An 18,790-nucleotide genomic window follows, 5' to 3' on the forward strand; every position below is an offset into this window, starting at 1 on the left:
AAACTTATCGGCCATTTGGTAGGTCGTAGCGCACTTGCAAATGCAACTGACGGAACTCACGGCCACCTAGTGTTAAATAGGGTAGCACTTTCAAGCGAGGTGCCACCTGCAAACTGGACTCTAGGAAAAATGCTTGGTTACGGCTACCCGTAGGGGTAGGGTAGCCAACTCCAGTAGCAAGCCCTGCCAATAAACTGTAGCGTCCACCCGAGTGGAATCTGGAGCCGATACCTACGCGGGAAGCTGGGTTGCCAAGGCCTTGGTTGGGTGTATTAAGGTCGCCTTGAACATAGATATACTCCCGCCGTCCAAGCCAGACCGTGAAGTGTGGAGCTATTGCTTTGGATTTGTAGGTATCGCCTTTCAACGCGTAATAGCCTGACGGCCCAATGATCAAGCCGCCGCCAATGCCTATGCTACGCCGGTTTATCATGACATGGGGGTTAAGGCCTATAAGTGTCTTGGTCTTTATAGGCTCTGATACATCTAAAGCCTGTTGCTCATCCCGGCCTACCGTCAATCGAACACCTACTTCGTTTTCCGCCTCAGAAGATTTTGAGCGTGGATGCCAAGTGCTAGTTGCGTCAACGCTGACCGATTTGTACTTATGATGAAAAGGGCGGACAGGGGGCCCGTTTCCACATCCTTCCGAATCGTAGGGTTGCTGTTCTCGGTTGAATTCTCCGCTGCCACCACCAACTGCTGCCGACCAATGCTGTCCATTGCCAGTTGAATCGACGGGCACTTGGTTGGTAAAGAGCAGTATGGCCGACATAAGAGCCAAGGGCAAGCCGACTCGTTGGGTGGTCATGGCGCCATGCAACACGGTGCCCGTAGCTAGTACAATTACAGCGAGTAGCACCGTTTTCACTACCATCAGCTCTGGGAAGGTAAGCGCACCTACGGGTAGTAAGATGGTACTGGTTAACAAGCCTACCACAACTAGTAGATTGCGCACTGGCTGATTGGCGGGTACAGCCTCTGGTACGGGTGACACAAAGCGAGTTCGATACGTCAGGAAACCCCAGGCGCTTAGCAAAAGCACCGCGTAGGGCAGTAATACCCATTGCAGTTCAAGCATGGAAAAGCTTCCGAGCGTGACAGCAGTTGCGCCAACTGGTTCTCCGGCCGGGTCGCGCCAGAACTCGATGACAAACCGCCCCAGCACGAGTAATCCAGCTTGCAACAGGGCCCAGCTGCCCGCTGGCCACTGGCGGTGGCGTGTCAGCCAGAGCACTAGGCCGGAGCCAGCGCATAGCAGCAGCGTGTAAAGCTGCGTGGGGTGGACCGCTAACGAGTGCGCCGCCCCCGCTGGCAGCAAACCCTGCTGTTGCTGCCAATAGTAAGGCAACGTACCTGCCGCATACTTAAGGCCCCAACTGCCATCTGTGGGTTCACCAAAGCAGCACCCCGTCAGTAGGCAGCCCATACATTGCACGACCAGGCCCGCACAAAATGGCATCGCAAACGCATCAACTACATGCCAGCTAAAGCCTAGCCAGCGGCGCAACAGCACTATGGCCACCATAAAACCTAATCCGCCGCCCAGCACCGAGCGAGCCGTAGTAGTTGGCCACGCTCCGTGTTGCAGCACAGACCATGCTTCGGTGGGTAGGGTTATCAACTTGGTGCCCACAATGAAGGCCAGCGTGCTAGCAGCCAAGAGCACCAGCCAGGTTTGGAGCGGGTAGCCGCGCTGATAGCCTGCACGCAATAGCAACGCCAGCTGCACTGCAAAAGCCAGCACATAGCAGATAGTGTAGTAATGATGCCCCTCGGGTGAAGGCAATAGAAGGGTAGTGAATATTGGCATGGACACTGGTAATAAAGCTGAGTAGCAACTGCAGATCAGCAGGGAGTTAAATCGTCGTTGAAAACTCGGAAGCCGCTCTTTGATCTTTTGTTCTCAAAGAGCGGCCTCATAACCGAGTAGCATAAATGAATAGTAAACAGAGTCAGGTTTAATGGCTTATTGGACTTCGTAATTAGGTAGGCTGATACATCTAATATTGGTCGTATACGCTTGGGCTCTGATATATCTCCTAAACTAAATAATAGCCTCGTTGCGACTAAGCCAAAGTTGCAAGTATTTAGACTTCATATACTACAGGTAATATTGTGCAAAGAGCTATAAAATAGATGTTTATAATATCGTTATAGGGATTTTATAGACGCGCTGGTCTACCAGTTTTTGCAAGGTCTCAAGCTTTTAGATTCTTACCAACCTACTCAATCAGCAGCCGGCCCGGGTTGACTACGGGTTCTCCAGCTTCCTGGACTTCGTAGAAGTACACGCCCGGTGCGAGGCCACCGCAGTTGAAAGGCAACTCCAGACCACTCAGGTGGGAAAACTGGCGTACCGAGCGGCCTAGGGCATCGCGCAGGAGTAGGGTAGCATTGCGCAGGGCGGGGCGGCCACTTAGGCGCAGCACAGCCGTTTCGGTGAGTGGCTGCGGAAGCACTACCGCCGCCACTTGCCCGCAAGTAGCACATGCATTGCGGACGGCTTGTACCAGAGCGGGTGAACTGCTGGCGTACCCGTCGAAAGCGCCGCCCCAGAACTTGGTGTTGCTGAAGCCCGTGCCCGAACCGGTTGGAGTGCTAGGAGCCGTGGAGCCGCTCATGGTCCGGACGCCACGGATGGAGCGGTGGCCTGTGCGGTCGGCGATGGCGCCGCCGCCGTAGCGCCGATCCGAAACGGCCGCCCACACGTCGGGGCGGCTCCAGTTGCCACCTCGGAAATTGGAGCCAAGCGCATCGGTGCTGTTGGGCCAGGTTAGCTGGTTGTGGTCGCCATTGGCGGCTAGCGCGCCGTCGCCGGGCCGGCCATCGAACAGGCCGGCATTCGTAGGCTGCCCGCCATCTTGCGCTGCCACCGTGATGCACCGTTCCCAGCAGTTGGAAGTCATTTCCATTACGCCGTAGTAAGTGGCGCCGCTTTGCTCGCGGGTGGTGTTGGCTTTTGCGAAAATTCCGCAGCGTAGCGGCCCCACGTCGCCGTCACCGCCCATGAAGGTGACGTTGCCATACGCACAATTGGCCGCTTGGTCGGTGGTTTCGGAGCCGTTTTCGGGGCCGCTGATGGTGCGAGCGGCCGTGATATTGGCATTGCCCCAGGCGTACTCTCCGGCTACCACGGGCTCCGGGCCGCGGCAAATCTTTTCGTATTGCAGCTCTGTCATCGGAGCCAGACCGGCCCAATCAAGATAAGCAGCGCCATCAGCCCAGATCAAGAAGTTAGCCGCTCGGTCGGGGCGGGCGCAACTGAATACCACGGGCGAGGTGGTGCCCATGCCGCTGGCCGGACACGTGATGGTGTTGCGCTGCGGGGTGCTGGCTAAGCCCGTCGGGACCATTACATAAGTGTTACCGCCAGCGGGACTATCGGCGCTAATATCGACGGGCACCCGCCGCACTTGTTGGGTGCGGGAAAGGCAATTGAGGAAGTCGGTGTACTGACCCTGGCTGAGCTCGTACTTCATACAATAGTGCGCGCCAAACCCTTTCGGGTAAGTTGCTGGCAAGGCAGCTGAACCGGCGTAGGTGGTGCCCCCTATCGATAGTTCGTTGCCGCTACCGCCCGAGCCGGTGTTTATCCATCGGAGGGCACCTACTGGCAATGCGGCTTCGTTTTCAATCCGGCTCAACGAACCAGCTACGCTTTCAAACTCACTGTCGAGAGCGCTTTGCGTGGTGGCATTCAGGTTAAAGGCTTGCTCGGGGATGTATACCATCTCGGTGGCAAAAACCTTGATTTCAAAGTTCGAGCCCGTCAACATCGCACCGTTGCTAAGCGCATTCCACGTGACACGGGCGCTGGTCGCGGCAAAACTACCACTACCCGTACGCGCCCGATGCAGCAGGATGCCGGTGCCGTCGGGCGTGTCGCTGAAGGCTACGTCGGTTGGTACTACCGGCCGGTTGACGCCGAGGGTGGCATGGCTCCACCCATTGTTGGAGCCAACAGCCCGGTACTTCACAAACACCCACGCGGCGTCCCAATTGGTGGCATCTCGCCAAGAATTGTCCCACCGAATATCAAACTGTATGTCGGCCGTGCCACTCGTGATGTTGACGAGTCTGACGTTGGAAACCGTGAGGTTGTTGGCTTGAGTTGCCCGCCAGAACAGCAGTAAGAACAATAAAAAAGCGTAGCGTTTCAGCATAGATGCCTAAGTAGGAGGTAGCGAGAATAGGGTGGAAAAACTCTGGAAACCGCTCGAAGATAGTGGTTTGCTACCCCACCTAGACCATGTTTGGCCGTCTTCTCCTACACCATCATAGGCAGCCAATCTAGCTGGCAGGAGCCGCTAACTGAGGAAACGGAGTTGATTCGCCGTACTGCACGATGTTTTCGATCATGCCCCGGAAAATGATAAAGTGAAACGGCACCAGGGAGTACCAGTAAAGCCGGCCAGCCAGTCCGTACGGGCGAAAGGCGGCCAACTGCTCCAACGTGTGCGAACCGTCGTCGTTGGGCAGGATGCGGAATTGCAGCCATGCTTCGCCAGGAAGCTTCATTTCGGCGTAGAGCAGCAGGCGGCAGCTTTTGCGGTCGGCTACGAGCACGCGCCAGAAGTCGAGTGGGTCGCCGGCGCGCAGGCTGGTAGGTGAGCGGCGGCCACGGCGTAAACCTACGCCGCCGGCTACCTTGTCCATGAGGCCGCGCACGCGCCAGAGCCAATCCACCTTATACCAGCCCCGCTCTCCACCGATGCTCCACACGTTTTGTAGCACTTCTTGCGGAGGCCGGGTGAAGCGCAGCGTCTGGCGGTCGGTGAGCAGGCCGAACTGCGGAATTTGGATGTGGTCCATGTAGTTGCGGGGCATTACGCCGCTGCTCAGCGCATCAGACCAGCTACTCACCACTTCGTTTTGCTCGATGCGTTGGAAGGCCAGTTCTACGGCGGCGTAGTAAGTCATGCACTTGTGCGGCAGCACTTCCGCAATGCTGCGTTTAGGGTCGGCTACGGTGTCATTACGTAAACTTTCCACTAGGCTTTGCGCCAGCGAAAATGTGGTGCGCGTAACCAGAAACAGCCACCACGACGACAGCCGCGGCGTGAGTACCGGCACCGTCACGATGTAGCGCCGGTACTCACGCACGGCAGCTAGTTTCAGTAGCATCTCGCGGTAGGTTAGCACGTCGGGGCCGCCAATGTCGAAGGAGCGGTTAAAGCAAGCTTCGTTGTCGAGCACATGGGTGAGGTAGTGCATCACGTCGCGGATGCCGATGGGCTGGCACCGCGAGTTCAGCCAGCGGGGCGTCACCATCACGGGCAACTTCTCCACCAAGTCTCGGATAATCTCGAACGACGCCGACCCCGACCCAATGATAATGCTGGCCCGAAGCACCGTCAGGGCCGCTTTGCAGTTGCCAAGCACCTCTTCCACGGCTTTGCGCGAGCGTAGGTGCGTGCTCAAGTCGTGGTCGTTGGCGATGCCGGAAAGATAAGTTACCTGCCGGGCTGTGGTGGTATCGAGGTACTGCCCAAAGTGCCGCGCCGACTGCTGCTCGGAATGAAAGAAGTTTTTGTTGTTGCCGCTCATCGAGTGCACCAAGTAGTAGGCCGCGTCGAGGTCAGTAGGCAGGTCCCGCAGCGAATCTGGCTTCAGCAGGTCGCCTTGCGCTACCGTTACGCGGGTGCGCAAACGCTCTGGCAACTCGAAGCGGCGTGGGTCCCGCACCAAGCACACAACCTCGTGGCCGGCTTCCACTAGCAAGGGCAGCAGGCGTTGGCCGATATAACCATTGGCACCAGTGAGCAGGATTTTCATGGCGGACAGTAAAGAGGTGGTTTCTCTTTAACCGAAGCGCGGCCATTGGGTTGTGCAAGCTGCCCTTTCTTTTGCCTGTGTAGCAGCTCTGTGTAAGCGTATAAGTGTCACAAAAAACAGCTGGCAATTAATTGTAATCTTGTTTTATTAATAATTAAAATTAATTAATATATAAGCTTGCTTTTTGTAATATAGTGTCTATTCATCGTCCTCTTAATTACTACAGACAACATGAAAACGACTACACTTAGTATTCTTATCAGCCTTTTCGTGGCGCACGCTGCTTTGAGCCAACAGGCATTGGTATCGACCAAAGGAAAGGCCACTTCGCCCGTTAGTGCGGCTTCCGCCCTGAAAGCACCCGCTTCTACCGATTTCCATAAAATGCTAGCTCGATCAAATGGCGCCTGGACCGGTGAGGCAACCATGACGTTCGCGCCCGATACACCCCCCATAACCAGCACATCGACGCTCACAAACACCATGGTAATGGGAGGTCTATATCAGGTGTCGGAGGTTAAATGGAACATCAGGGGCAAGCTTCTCACCGGGGTACGAACCACGGGCTACGACGCTACTAAAAAAGTATTTACCCGGGCCATGATTCAGGATGGCGGCAACGGTGTTGCGATGGAAGGCCCTTGGGATGAGGCGAGCAAATCCTTTTCTATGCGCTACAAACAGAACAATTCAGCGGGTATCGAGGAAGACATGAAAGAGGTGTACACGATAGTAAACGAGGACACCGAGATACTGGAGATATATCGTCTGGACCCGACTACGAAAAAGGAGTCGAGAATCCTGCGCGTTAAGTGGACAAGAGATAAGTAAGGAACAGTAGAAGCAGACAAAGAAAGGATCCTACTTAACCTAATGCGCCTTTCTAAACTGGATTCAGCTTAGACAATAGCAAGTGGAACACCAAGGGTGTCAATGATCCGAACTGGCTTGTATGGCATTACGCTTCAGAGGCTAGAGAGATGCTTTTGCCAGAATGCTTTACCGATAACGTTTTCGTGAATAAATCTTCTGTACTCTAGTTTAATCTAGCTGCTATTTAAGTACTTAACTACTTGGCAGCGCTAGGTGGCGTTGCCTGCCCATCCCACCCTTGCTCTGCTTTATGAAAACTGTAGTTAAGAAATTCCGCGGACTGCTTGTGGGCGCCCGGATTATTGTTCGGCAGCAGCGTAAGACTTACGTAACAGCATCGGTGGGTATGATGCTTGTTGTCTTTCTTGGGGCTTTTCAGACACTTCATCAACCAGCTAAAGCCAAGGTGGAGCAGCCCGTATTGGGTAGCCGGTCAGCTAAAGTCTTGGAAATAGGCGGGCTGAAATTCAAAGACTTAAACAAGAACGGCAAGCTCGATACATACGAAGACTGGCGCTTGCCAGCAGAAGCGCGGGCGCAAGACCTGGTGGCACGCATGTCGGTGGCCGAAAAGGTGGGGTTCATGCTCATTAGCTCCACTCGCCTGCAGAATGATTGGGCGTTTGAAGCACCCAAAAACAAGGAGCCCATTACCAGCCAGTTCAACGAAGAGGATCTGGTTACGTCCACCAACATGTTCACGCGCAAACAGTTGCCCGTGCCCATCATGACTGCTGCTGGCACTACCAAAGCGGTAACCCAATTTCACCAGCGGCACTTTATTCTGCGGGCCAATGTGAGTGCCCGCACAACGGCGGAATGGGCCAATCGGCTGCAGGCGCTGTGTGAGAGCCAGCCGTTGGGCATTCCGGCCATTGTGGCTTCCAATCCCCGCAACCATATCACGACGGCCGCAGCGGTTGGTACCAGCGTCGGGACTACGGCTTTTTCGAAGTGGCCCGGCGAGTTGGGGTTGTCGGCCATGCGAGACCTGAAGCTGACGCGTGAATTCGCCGACATTGCCCGGCAGGAGTGGGCCGCGGTTGGCTTGCGCAAAGGCTACATGTACATGGCCGATTTGTCAACGGAGCCCCGCTGGCAACGCGTAGACGGTACTTTTGGCGAGAATGCCGAGTGGGTGGCGCAAATGATAACCCAAGTAGTGCTTGGCTTCCAAGGGCCCACGCTCAGCCCGACTTCCGTGGCACTTACCACCAAGCACTTCCCAGGTGGGGGAGCCGGGGAGGGCGGCCAAGACCCGCACTTCGACTGGGGCAAGAAAGAGGTATTTCCGGGCGGCCAGTTTGCCAACAACCTGATTCCTTTTAAGGCAGCAATTAAGGCGGGTACTTCCGCCATCATGCCGTACTATTCGATGCCGGTCGGTACGAAGTACGAGCAGATAGCCTACGCCTACAACAAAGCCGTTATCAAAGACTTGCTGCGTACCGAGCTAGGGTTTAAGGGAATCATCAACTCCGACACCGGCCCCATTGAAATGATGCCTTGGGGCGCCGAAGAGCTAACCATCACCCAGCGGTACCATCGGGCCTTGCAAGCGGGCGTTAACCTGTTTTCCGGCACCGCCGACCCCACCGAGCTTCTGAAAACCGTCGAAAGCAACCCGGACGATATGCCGCTTATCAACGATTCAGTTCGGCGGCTGTTGCTGGAGAAGTTTGCCTTGGGCTTGTTTGAAAATCCGTACGTGGACGAAGCCGCAGCCGAGACAATCGTGAACAATCCGAAGTCGGCGGCCCGGGCGGCGGTGGCCTTGCGCAAGTCCATTGTGCTGTTGCGCAACGAGGCCAAGGCGTTGCCGCTAAAGGCGAAAACCAAGGTGTACTTCGAGTCTTACCAAAAAGCCGGCAACGCACCCGCCACCGGAGCCGGGGAAGTGTATGCCGCTAAGGGCAGTTCGTACCCCGTAGAGTTTGTGGGCACGCCCGAAGAGGCCGACGTTGTGCTGCTCTGGCTCAAGCCCATGAGCAAGTCCTTGTTTGCCTCAGATGGTGGGCCGCTGTACCTGTCGTTATCGAAGAATGCGGTGGAGGTTGCTTACATCAAGGCGCTTATGGCCAAAAAGCCCACGATTCTGGCAGTTAACTACAGCAATCCGTGGGTTATCGACGAGGTGTATAATGCAAGCACGAAAAGCCGTTGCCTAGGCGTGTTGGCCACTTTCGGTACCACCCCCGAAGCGCTGCTAGATGTGGTGACGGGCAAGTTTAACCCCACGGGCAAGATGCCGTTCACAACCCCGGTTTCCGAGGAAGTAGTGCAAAAGCAGCAAGAAGATGTGCCAGGCTACAAGGAAGCGCCAGGCTATGTCTTGTTTAAGTACGACGAAGGCTTGAGCTATCCTGGAAATCAATAAAAGGTAGTCAGCCAAAACAGCAACGCGTCCCCGGCTCCATGTGTGAAGCCGGGGACGCGTTGCTGTTTTGGAAACCGGATAGAAGAGGGGTACCCCTTGCTAGGCTTATTACTCGCCCACGTATACAGCAGCGGCCTTCTCCCGCAGATTGTACCCCGACGACATTACCTCGCCGTAAGCACCCGCCGAGCGAATAGCCACTAAGTCGCCGCGTTGCGTCTCGGGGAGCAGCACGCCCTTGCGGAACGTATCCGACGATTCGCAGATGGGGCCTACTACGTCGTAAAGCTGCTCGGTGCTGTTGCTGCTCAGGTTTTGGATGTAGTGATAGCTGCCGTAGAGGGCTGGGCGCATCAGCTCGGTCATGCCCGCATCGAGGATGGCGAAATTGGTTTGCTGGCTCTGCTTCACGTAGAGCACCTTGCTTATGAGCGTGCCGCACTGCGCCACCAAGGCTCGGCCTAGCTCCACGTGCACTTGCTGGCCCGGCCGCCGAATGAGGTGGCGTTCGAACATCGAGAAGTAGCCTTCAAAATCAGGAATGGCCTGCTCGTCGGGTTGCTCGTAGTTGATGCCGAGGCCGCCACCCACGTTGAGGTGCGGCAGATTGTAGCCCTGGTCGCTGAGGGACGTTTGTAACTCGTTGAGCCGCTCGCTGAGCTTGGCAAAAACCTGCAAATTGGTGATTTGCGAGCCAATGTGCGCATGCAGACCCACTAGCTCCAGGTTCGGCAGCGAACTCAGGTGGGCTACTACGCCCGGCAAATCAGTCAAGCTGATGCCGAATTTGTTGGCTGCAAGGCCTGTCGTGATGTGCGGGTGCGTGTAGGCGTCCACGTTGGGGTTCACGCGCAGGGCCACACGCGCCTTCCGGTTTTGTGCGCCGGCCAGCGCGTCCAGCACCGCCAGTTCTTCTGTCGATTCGGCATTGAAGCACCAGATATCGGCGGCCAGCGCCAGGTTGATTTCCGCATCCGACTTGCCTACGCCGGCAAATACAATGTGGTTGGGGGCAAAGCCGGCATCCAGGGCACGTTGCACTTCCCCGCCGCTTACGCAGTCGGCCCCAAGGCCGCGGTTTTTGATGCGTTCCAGAACCGGGAGGTTGGCATTGGCTTTCAGGGCGTAGTGTACCAGGAAATTGCGCGGCTCGGCGGCTTGCTGCAAAGCCGTCAGGGTCTGGTCGAGCAGGCCAAGGTCGTAGTGGTAGAAGGGCGTGGGCTGCGTAAGCAGCGCGGGAGACAGTTGAAAAGACATGGTATGCGAAACCCTACTCGTAGTTCTTTTTCCAACTGCCGGCGCAGTATAAAAGAGAGGAGCAGCAAGCCGCTTTCTTTTATTGATAACGCGCAGTCGGTAGGCTAGCTAGGGGTGGTTGAGAATCAAAAAATGATGAGATAACTAAGTGATATGCGGAAAAGCGTGTGCTTACAGCGCTAGTTCCCCTTCTTTTTCCGAGAATAGGCTAGGAGAGGAAGATGGCCGCCGGAACAAGCCATCGTTCAAAGCGCGCAGCGCCTGCACTTTATCGGCAGTATGCACGAGCACGCTGATGTTGTTGGGCGAGCCGCCGTAGGAAATCATGCGCATCGGAATGTCTTTCAGCGCCTCGAACGCCCGGTAGGCCGCCCCGTAATTGGTCTGCACCAAATTGCCAACCAAGCAAATGATAGTTTGGTGCTCGTCCACTTCCACGGTGCCGAAGCGGCGTAGTTCCTCTAGAATTTGCGGAAGGCGGGAGGCATCGTCGATAGTGAGGGACACGGCGACTTCCGATGTGGTTATCATGTCGATAGACGTACGGTATCGCTCGAAAATCTCAAACAAATTGCGCAGGAAGCCATGCGCCAGCAGCATCCGGCTCGACTTCACGTTGATGGCCGTGATACCGTCTTTGGCGGCCACCGCCTTAATAGCCTCCTGACCGGTTTTGCTGGAAATAAGGGTGCCAGGAGCCTCCGGCTGCATGGTGTTCAGCAGCCGTACCGGAATGCCGTGTTGGCGGGCTGGCAGCACCGAGCTTGGGTGCAGGATTTTCGCTCCGAAATACGCCAGCTCGGCCGCTTCATCAAATGACAATTCGCGCAGTGGATACGTGTCTTTCACTACGCGTGGGTCGTTGTTGTGCAGCCCGTCGATGTCAGTCCAGATTTGGATTTCTGCGGCTTCGGCGGCCGCCCCAATCAGGGAGGCAGAGTAGTCGGAGCCGCCGCGCTTCAGGTTGTCGATAAAGCCTTGGGTATTGCGGCAGATGTAGCCCTGCGTAATAAACAATTGCTGATCGGCGTGCTGCGCGAGTAGTGCCTGCAGGTGCTCCCGAATGTAGGCGGCGTCGGGCTCGTCGTCGGCATCGATGCGCATGAAATCCAGGGCAGGCAGCAGCACCGCCTCGCGCCCTAAAACGCCCGTGTAGTACTGGTGAAACAGGTAAGTGCTTAGCAACTCGCCCTGCGCCAAAATCACTCGTTCGCCGGAAGCCGACAGGGGCTGACGCGTGAGGTCGAAGATGCTGCGGAAAATACCGTCGAGGTGCTTGATGGCGGCCGCAGCCACAGTGGCGTCGGGCAGCAGCTCGCGGGCTACCATGTGGTAGTCCTGCCGCATGATTTCAATGCGCGACATAGCAGCCGTTAGGTCGCCGTTGTGGAGCAGCCGGGCAATTTCAACAAGCGTGTTGGTGGTGCCGCTCATAGCCGACAACACCACGATACGCCGCTGCTCGGGCGCGTAAATCAATTCGGCTACTTCGCGCATCCGCTGTGCCGACCCGACGGACGTGCCGCCAAACTTGAGAACTTTCATACAGGTGAAGAACGAAATACTAAGACGGAAGAGCAAAAAAAAGCGCCGGCCCTAAGAGGACCGGCGCAGTGAGTTCAGGAGCAACTAAGTGCAAGGAACAGCAACGACGGTCAGGCCGGAATCTGTTTCTTGCATTTCTTGACCATTCCGCACACGCGCTTAGTGCCAGCCGAAGGCCGGGCAACGAAAGCGCATACGAAAGGGGAGGTGGTCATATGAAAGGGAAGCGGGCACTTGGGCGGGCTTCGGAGCGCAAGTAAAAACATAATTTGCATTTCTCCGCATCTTACCTCGCTCTTTCCTTGCTACATGGTCTGAGGCTTGGCCATAGCGGTTAAGCTTTTGGCGGCCTGGCTGAATTCCGACGGAATCAAGACCACCGTTGTGGTGCTGTTGTCGATGCCGATTTCGGATATCATTTGCATGCGGCGTAGCTCCAGCGCCATGGGACTGTTTTCCATCTGTTGGGCGCCCTGCGTGAGCTTGATGCTGGCTTCCAACTCGGCTTCGGCCTTGATGATGCGGGCCCGTTTCTCGCGTACGGCCTCGGCTTCGCGCGCCATAGCCCGCTGCATAGATTCGGGAATCTCCACGTCCTTGATTTCCACTAGCTCAATCTTTACGCCCCACGGCTCGGTGGCCGCATCTACGAGCTGCAACAGCGAGGCGTTGATTTGCTGACGGCCGCGCAGTACCTCATCCAGCTGGTGCTGCCCAATGATGTTGCGCAGCGCCGTGACGGCCAGCTGGTACACGGCTTGGTTGAAGTTGGCCACCTTGATAATGGCCGCTGCCGGATCAACCACCCGAAACCACAGCACGGCATTCACCTTGATGGTAACGCTGTCTTTGGTGATGGTTTCCTGCTGCTCCAGGTCCACGGTTTTGGTGCGGATGTCGATGGTCACGCGCCGTTCAATAAAAGGGATAATCCAGTACAGGCCCGGTCCGCGCACCCCCGTAAACCGGCCCAGTCGAAACACAATGGCCCGCTCGTATTCCTGCGCAATGCGGATGCCGAGCAATAGAAAACCAACAATAAGCAAGATGACAGCAAGGAAAGACATGGCAGTAAGAAAGTCGTGAAATGGTGAATGGCTTCGGGTAGCTACTAATGCATCCGTGCCACTTCCGTCACAAAGCGGGTGCCGCCTTAGCAACTGGTTACGGAGTTTATAACCTGTGTCCTTACTTATCCACTCGTACTGCTTGCCAAAAGGCTTTTTCACGATGAGACAAAGCCTAGTTATGTGCCCAAATCATAGCTGTTGACCATACGCCTGAATTCCTAACCCTACTGTTTTGGAGCGCACCTTTGCCATTATGGAAGGGTTGGCGGGCGGAAAGCAGGACAAACCAAAAAGGGAGTGAGCCACAATTGACTCACTCCCTTTTATTTCAAAACCTGCCTGCAGTACTAGTACCCTGGATTCTGCTCTGCTTGGCGTTCCTCGTTGGTGAGGGGCTGGCCGTTGCGGAATATGCGCTCCAAGTGGGTCTGCGGAATAGGGCGCAGCTTGAATTTAGGATCGGTAGCGCCTGCAGCATCCGGGTTGAAAAGTGGCGCCCGCAACTGCAACGTTTCGGTACGAGCCAAGTCCTCCCAGCGGTGCAACTCACCTAGCAACTCACGAGTGCGCTCATTCAGGATGAAGTGGATGAAACGCTGCTCAGTGGTAGTTACCGAACTCGGATAAAGCTCTTTGGGGTCGTTGGTGGTGAAGTTGGTCAGCCGGGCCGTAATAGCCGGATACGAGCTGGTAACGTCGCCGCGGGTGCCGCCTTCTACGCGCCAGTTCACGGAGGGCTTCACCTCACCAGCTTTGTAAGCAGCCCGCTGACGCAGCACATTTATGTACTCAAGGGCCTTGGTGTAATTGCCTTTGCGGCCATAGGCTTCCGCTGCAATCAAGTACGTTTCGCCCGAACGAGCTAACAAACCATCCTTAGTACCAGCTTCTTCGGCGGCGCTAGGCCGGTAGGGGTCGGTGTGCTTGATGAGCTGCGGAAACTTGTTGCGCAGGGCCAGCGTGCCGGTTGGGTCGTAGGCTCCCGTCACTACGTTGCCAGCGGCGTTGCGCACGAAGCGGGCAAATATTTTGTAGCGTGAGCGGTTGATTTGCGCCTGCGGAATCGGGTTTTCGCGGGTGTTAACGATGACGTAGAAGGCTGTATCGTTGATAGCGAACTTCGGCTGACCTACTTGGGCCGGCGTAGGAGCGTCGGCAGCCGTCCAGCGGGGGTAGCTAGAGGCGCTGGTGTGGTTGGCTATCCAGGCCGTTTTCATTATCTTATAGAAGCGCGAGTCGTTGCGCCGATCAAAGATGTCCATGGCATAATTGGTGGGCATCACGCGGCGGAAGGGCCGGTCGTTGAGCACGTCACGGTTCATGCCTGGCTCGTTGTCGTACTGCAGCGTGAAATAGGAGTGTACCCGGTTGCCGAAGCGGCCAGATAACGTCACGATGTTGTTGAACTGCGCCGAGAAGAGGACTTCGCGGTTGGTTTGCGCCGCCACGCTGTTGGTGTAGGTAGCGGGGTTAGCAACGGAGAAAGGAGTAGTAGGCGAGTTAGCTACATCGAATAGATCGGCATAGTTAGCCGCCAGCGGGTTGCGGTTCGAGGTAATGACTTGGTCAGCGTAGTAGGCGGCGCTGTCCATGTCGGTCGGCTTCTGGCCGCGCACGTCGGTCACGGCACTGCCGCGCGTCAGATACACCTTGGCCAAGTAGTGCATGGCGGCATTCTTGGTAGCCCGGCCGAAATCTGGCGTGGTTGGAGCCAGGTTATCAGACGCGAATTTCAGGTCGGCTATGATGGTGCGGTACACATCGGGCACGGGGGCGCGGGTGTAGTCCAATTTCACGCCTTCGGTGGGCTCCAGCAGCAACGGAATAGCGCCGTACTGCTGCACTAGCTGGAAGTAGTAATATGCCCGTAGGAAACGAAGTTCAGCCAAGCGCTGCGTTTTCTGCGCGTCGGTGCGGAGCGTGGTGGTGCCCTGAATACCAGGAATGCGGGAAATGCCGATGTTGCAGCGGTTGATGCCGTCGTAGTCGGCTGTCCACACGCCATCTACAAACCCATCTGAAGAGTTAAGGCGGTTGTCGTAGCGGTTCCACCACTCCACGTTGATCTGGTCGGCGCTCGTCATTTCATCCACGCCATAGTTGAACATGGCGAAGGAGTGCTCTAAGGCAAATTTGTAGCGGGTTTGCTCGTAGCTGGATTTCACCAAGTCTTCCAAGCCCTGCTCGGTGCTGAAGTAGTCGTTGGTGAGCGTGGAAACCAGTTCTTCTTCTAAGTAATCTTTGCACGAGCCCAGCCCGAGTCCCATCAGGACGGTCAGGGAGGCAAGGCGTACAGTACGGGTGATTTTCATGAGGTTAGGCAATTGAAAAAGTCCTGAATCAGAATCCTACGCGCAAGCCGAACACTAGGCTTTTGGTGCCCAGGTTGCGGGCCTGAGCCCGTTCGCCGGAAGTGGTGCCGACGTCGGTAGCTTCGGGGTCGAGGCCTTTGAACTTGGTGAACAAGAAGGGGTTCACGGCATTAGCATACACGCTCAGGTTGCTCATTTTTACTTTCGAGCTGATGGCCTGCGGCACGGTGTAGGTGAGCGAGATATTGCGCACCCGGGCAAAGCTGCCATTCACAAAGGCGTAGCCTTCGTTGTTGCGGGCTTCGGCTTTGTAAGTAGGCCGTGGGAATTCGTTGGTGGGGTTGTTCGGCGTCCAGTAGTTTACTTGCTGGCTCTGGAACACGCCGCTCAAGCCCGGCGTGATGCCGGTAGCCACCAGCTGACCTACCCGAGCGTACACCAGGAAGCTCAACTCGAAGCCTTTATAAGTGAACGTGTTGTTGACGCTACCCGTCCATTTCGGCCGGTTCGAGCCCCGTATCACGTAGTCGTTGGCGTTGATGATGTTGTCGCCGTTCTGGTCCACCACTTTGATGTCGCCGGGCACCAAGCCGTATACTTTGGCGGCATCCGCTTCGTCGAGTTGCCAGATGCCCGCGTTTTGGTAGCTGTAGTACACGCCGAGGGGCTGCCCGATAAACCAGCGGTTACCGATGTCGTCCTGCGCGCCGGAAGCCAGCTTCACGAATTCCTCTTTGTTGCGGGTGTAAATGAAGTCGGTGGCCCAGCGGAAGCCGCCCGCCGTTTCCACGTTGATGGTGGTCAGGCTGGTTTCGATACCGCTGTTACGTGTTGCCCCAATGTTTTGCAAGATGTTGGCCACCCCGCCAGCCGTAGGCAAGCCCCGCGGCAGCAGCAGGTCGGTGGTATTGGCGCGGTATACTTCCACCGAGCCACTTATCCGGTTCTGGAACAAGCCGAAGTCCAAACCCAAGTTGACGGTTGAGGTGCGTTCCCACTGCAATTCGGGGTTAGGAATACCACCAAGCGTGTTCGGTAAGGTGCCGGGCGTGGGCGAGTAGCCGTAAGCCGGGGTTTCGTTGAAGGCGTAAGAGGAACGCTGCAGGGTGCCGCCCGTGGTGTAAGGATCCACGGAAGCCTGGCCTACGGTGCCGTAGCCACCGCGTATTTTCAACTCGTTGATGGCTTCTACGCCGCGTAAGAAGCTTTCCTGCTGCACTTTCCAGGCCAAAGCCACCGAGGGGAAGAAGCTCCACTTGTTGCCCGGGGCCAGCACCGAGGCGCCGTCGGCGCGGCCAGTAGCCGTCAGCACGTAGCGGTCCAGGAAGCTGTAGTTGATGCGACCCATCCAGGAGGCCAAGGTGCGCTTAGAAAAGCCAGTGCCGAAGCCGTTGGCCGCCGCCTGATACGTCGAGCCTAGGTTGTACCACTTCTGGCTGTCGTAGGGCAAGTTCACGGCGCTGATCGACGAGCTTTCGCTACGGTCAGCCTGCACGCTTTGCAGGGCCGTGATGCCGAGGCTATGGTTTTCGTTGATCTGCTTGTCATAGAACAGTAGGTTTTCCACCACATAGGTGAAGTTCTGGCCTTGGTCGTACTGCGCGAAGGACGTGGAGTTGGGGCCGCCAGCATCCCGGGCAATAGCCCGCGCCGACTGGAAAATACCCGTGCGGTTGTTGCGGAAGTCGGGCCCTACGTTGAGGCGGTAGCGCAACCCTTCAATGGGGAGCTTCGCTTCGCCGTAGAAGCTGCCGAAGAAGCGGGTTACGCGCCGCTCATTGAAGGCATTTTCGGCCTCGCGTAGCGGATTGTAAATGGTAGATACAAACGCCGGGCTAACGATAAACGTCCCGTCGGGCGCATACGGCGTCGCGTACGGAATCTGACCAGTGGCGCGACCGTAGATGTCGGGGCCGTAGTTCTGCACCGACAAGCTGGCGTTGGTAGAAGCGCCCAGCGTTATCACGTTGTTGACCTTGTAGTCGAGGGTGACGCGGGCGTTGTAGCGCGTGAAATCCTGACCTTTCTGAATGCCTTCCTGGTTGAGGTAGCCCACCGACATCGAGGCGCGCAACTTGTCGTTGCCGCCGCTGGCGCTGATTTGGTGGTTTTGGGTGAGGGCGGTGCGCAGGGCTAGCTTCTGCCAGTCGGTGGTGCGCACTTTGCTCGGGTCATAGATGGGAATCTCGGTGACGTTGGCCCCGTAGAGGGCGCGCTCTGCCTCAGTGGTTGGGCGCTTGGCTACCACCCGGTTTTCGCGGTCTATCCACTCGTAGCCGTCGGCAATACCTTCCCAGGCGTTGAGGTCTACTGCGCCGAACAAAGAGAAATCCAGAGCGGGGTCAGCGTAGCGGGGCGCGTAGGCATTGGTGTTGCGGTTGGCTTCGCGCTGCAATTCCAGGAACTCGCCGCCGTTGAACAGGTCCAGCGTGCGCGAGGCCTTGTCGATGCTGAAATAGTTGTTGTAGTTGAGTGTGAACTTGCCTTCCTGCCCGCGCTTGGTGGTCACAATCACGACGCCGTTGGCCCCGCGCGAACCGTAGATAGCCGTGGCCGAAGCGTCCTTGAGCACCTCCACCGACTGAATATCCTGTGGGTTGAAGTCGTTGAGGCCCGTACCCTGCGCCAGCGGAATACCATCGACCACGTACAGCGGCTCGTTGGAAGCCCGGATGGAGCGGTTGCCGCGTATGCGGATGGCGGGTGTTTCGCCGGGGCGGAAGTTGCCGCCGGCTACGTCCACCCCGGCCGCCCGACCTTGCAAGGCTTGCGTCAGGTTTTGGGTGGTTACCTGCTGAATCTGCTCTTCCGAAACCGACGACAAAGCGCCCGTTACGTCGCTTTTCTTTTGGGATCCGTAGCCGACTACCACTACTTCTTGCAGCGCCTTGGTATCGGTGCCTAAGACAATGGAAACCTCCGAGCGGCCATTAATTGGCACTTCCTGCGTGGCATACCCAATGAAGGAGAAAATAAGGGTGCCCTGCCGGTTAGGAACATTCAGTGAGAAGCTGCCGTCTGCCCCGGTTGCTGTGCCTGTGGTGCTACCTTTCAATACAACCGTAACGCCGGGCAGGGGGGCCTTCGAATCGTCGGCAGTAACCTTACCGGTTACTGCCTGGGCCACTGCGGCGGGCGCTATTGCCATTAGCGCAGCTGCAACAGGAAGCTTCCGAGTCAAGCCATAGAGTTTGTCCATAAGACTGGGGGTGAGGTTCAATAAATTCCACAGAAAGTACCCTGTTAAATTTCGCGTTGCCGTCCCGCACTCTCCTGTATGCAATGGTTTTCGTAGACCCCTGTATGGTTGTGCTCTTACGTTAGTAGGCTCGTCTAAAAACAGGCTATCCTGTTTTAAATAACTAGGTATTGTGCTATGTAGTAGTTAGCGATAGTGTCTAGGAAGTAGATAAAAAGCAAATAAGTGATATTGAATGGCTTGTATTTATTCGGCACTGAGCCAGCATCATAGGTGCTATTGAACAGCTACTATAAACTTGATTAACGATTGTGTAAAACCCACCTAAATGGGTGTTGATGCACCTAACTCAGGCTGCACAGTAAGCTGGTAAAGAAAT

Annotated in this window: 10 protein-coding genes; 2 read left to right on the plus strand and 8 right to left on the minus strand. The window is 56.4% G+C overall.

Features of this window, described 5'->3' with window-relative positions; genetic code table 11:
- Window positions 1–4: 4 nt before the first annotated feature.
- From P1X16_RS05405 to P1X16_RS05415, 3 genes are all read right to left on the minus strand, one after another.
- Window positions 5–1,813 (minus strand): prolipoprotein diacylglyceryl transferase family protein, encoded by a 1,809-nt coding sequence (locus P1X16_RS05405; RefSeq protein WP_277226836.1) that lies wholly within the window; start codon window positions 1,811–1,813, stop codon window positions 5–7.
- A 412-nt stretch (window positions 1,814–2,225) separates the two neighbouring features.
- Entirely contained in the window at window positions 2,226–4,166 is a 1,941-nt protein-coding gene (locus P1X16_RS05410; protein ID WP_277226837.1) for a hypothetical protein, read from the minus strand.
- A 127-nt stretch (window positions 4,167–4,293) separates the two neighbouring features.
- Complete coding sequence (locus tag P1X16_RS05415; protein WP_277226838.1) at window positions 4,294–5,778, minus strand: SDR family oxidoreductase; 1,485 nt, start codon at window positions 5,776–5,778, stop codon at window positions 4,294–4,296.
- 231 nt (window positions 5,779–6,009) lie between these two features.
- On the opposite strand from P1X16_RS05415, the gene P1X16_RS05420 reads away from it, so the two are divergent.
- Window positions 6,010–6,609, plus strand: coding sequence for a DUF1579 family protein (locus tag P1X16_RS05420; RefSeq protein ID WP_277226839.1), 600 nt, complete (start codon window positions 6,010–6,012; stop codon window positions 6,607–6,609).
- 391 nt (window positions 6,610–7,000) lie between these two features.
- Entirely contained in the window at window positions 7,001–9,028 is a 2,028-nt protein-coding gene (locus P1X16_RS05425; protein WP_277229460.1) for a glycoside hydrolase family 3 N-terminal domain-containing protein, read from the plus strand.
- Between the two features lie 108 nt (window positions 9,029–9,136).
- On the opposite strand, the gene lysA is transcribed toward P1X16_RS05425, so the two are convergent.
- The 5 genes from lysA to P1X16_RS05450 all read right to left on the minus strand — a co-directional run bounded on the left by lysA (window position 9,137) and on the right by P1X16_RS05450 (window position 18,411).
- The gene (lysA, locus tag P1X16_RS05430; RefSeq protein ID WP_277226840.1) at window positions 9,137–10,285 is read right to left on the minus strand and encodes a diaminopimelate decarboxylase; all 1,149 of its coding nucleotides are present in this window, start codon (window positions 10,283–10,285) and stop codon (window positions 9,137–9,139) included.
- 171 nt (window positions 10,286–10,456) lie between these two features.
- A complete protein-coding gene (locus P1X16_RS05435) occupies window positions 10,457–11,830 on the minus strand; it encodes an aspartate kinase (protein WP_277226841.1) in 1,374 nt (457 codons plus the stop codon).
- Between the two features lie 305 nt (window positions 11,831–12,135).
- Window positions 12,136–12,897 carry a slipin family protein gene (locus tag P1X16_RS05440; RefSeq protein WP_277226842.1) on the minus strand — a complete coding sequence of 254 codons (762 nt, stop codon included), beginning with the start codon at window positions 12,895–12,897 and terminating at the stop codon, window positions 12,136–12,138.
- Between the two features lie 350 nt (window positions 12,898–13,247).
- Window positions 13,248–15,212, minus strand: a complete 1,965-nt coding sequence (locus tag P1X16_RS05445; RefSeq protein ID WP_277226843.1) for a RagB/SusD family nutrient uptake outer membrane protein — start codon at window positions 15,210–15,212, stop codon at window positions 13,248–13,250.
- A 28-nt stretch (window positions 15,213–15,240) separates the two neighbouring features.
- Entirely contained in the window at window positions 15,241–18,411 is a 3,171-nt protein-coding gene (locus P1X16_RS05450; protein ID WP_277226844.1) for a TonB-dependent receptor, read from the minus strand.
- Window positions 18,412–18,790 lie beyond the last annotated feature (379 nt).

It is taken from the genome of Hymenobacter sp. YC55, from assembly GCF_029433095.1.
Classification (GTDB): domain Bacteria; phylum Bacteroidota; class Bacteroidia; order Cytophagales; family Hymenobacteraceae; genus Hymenobacter.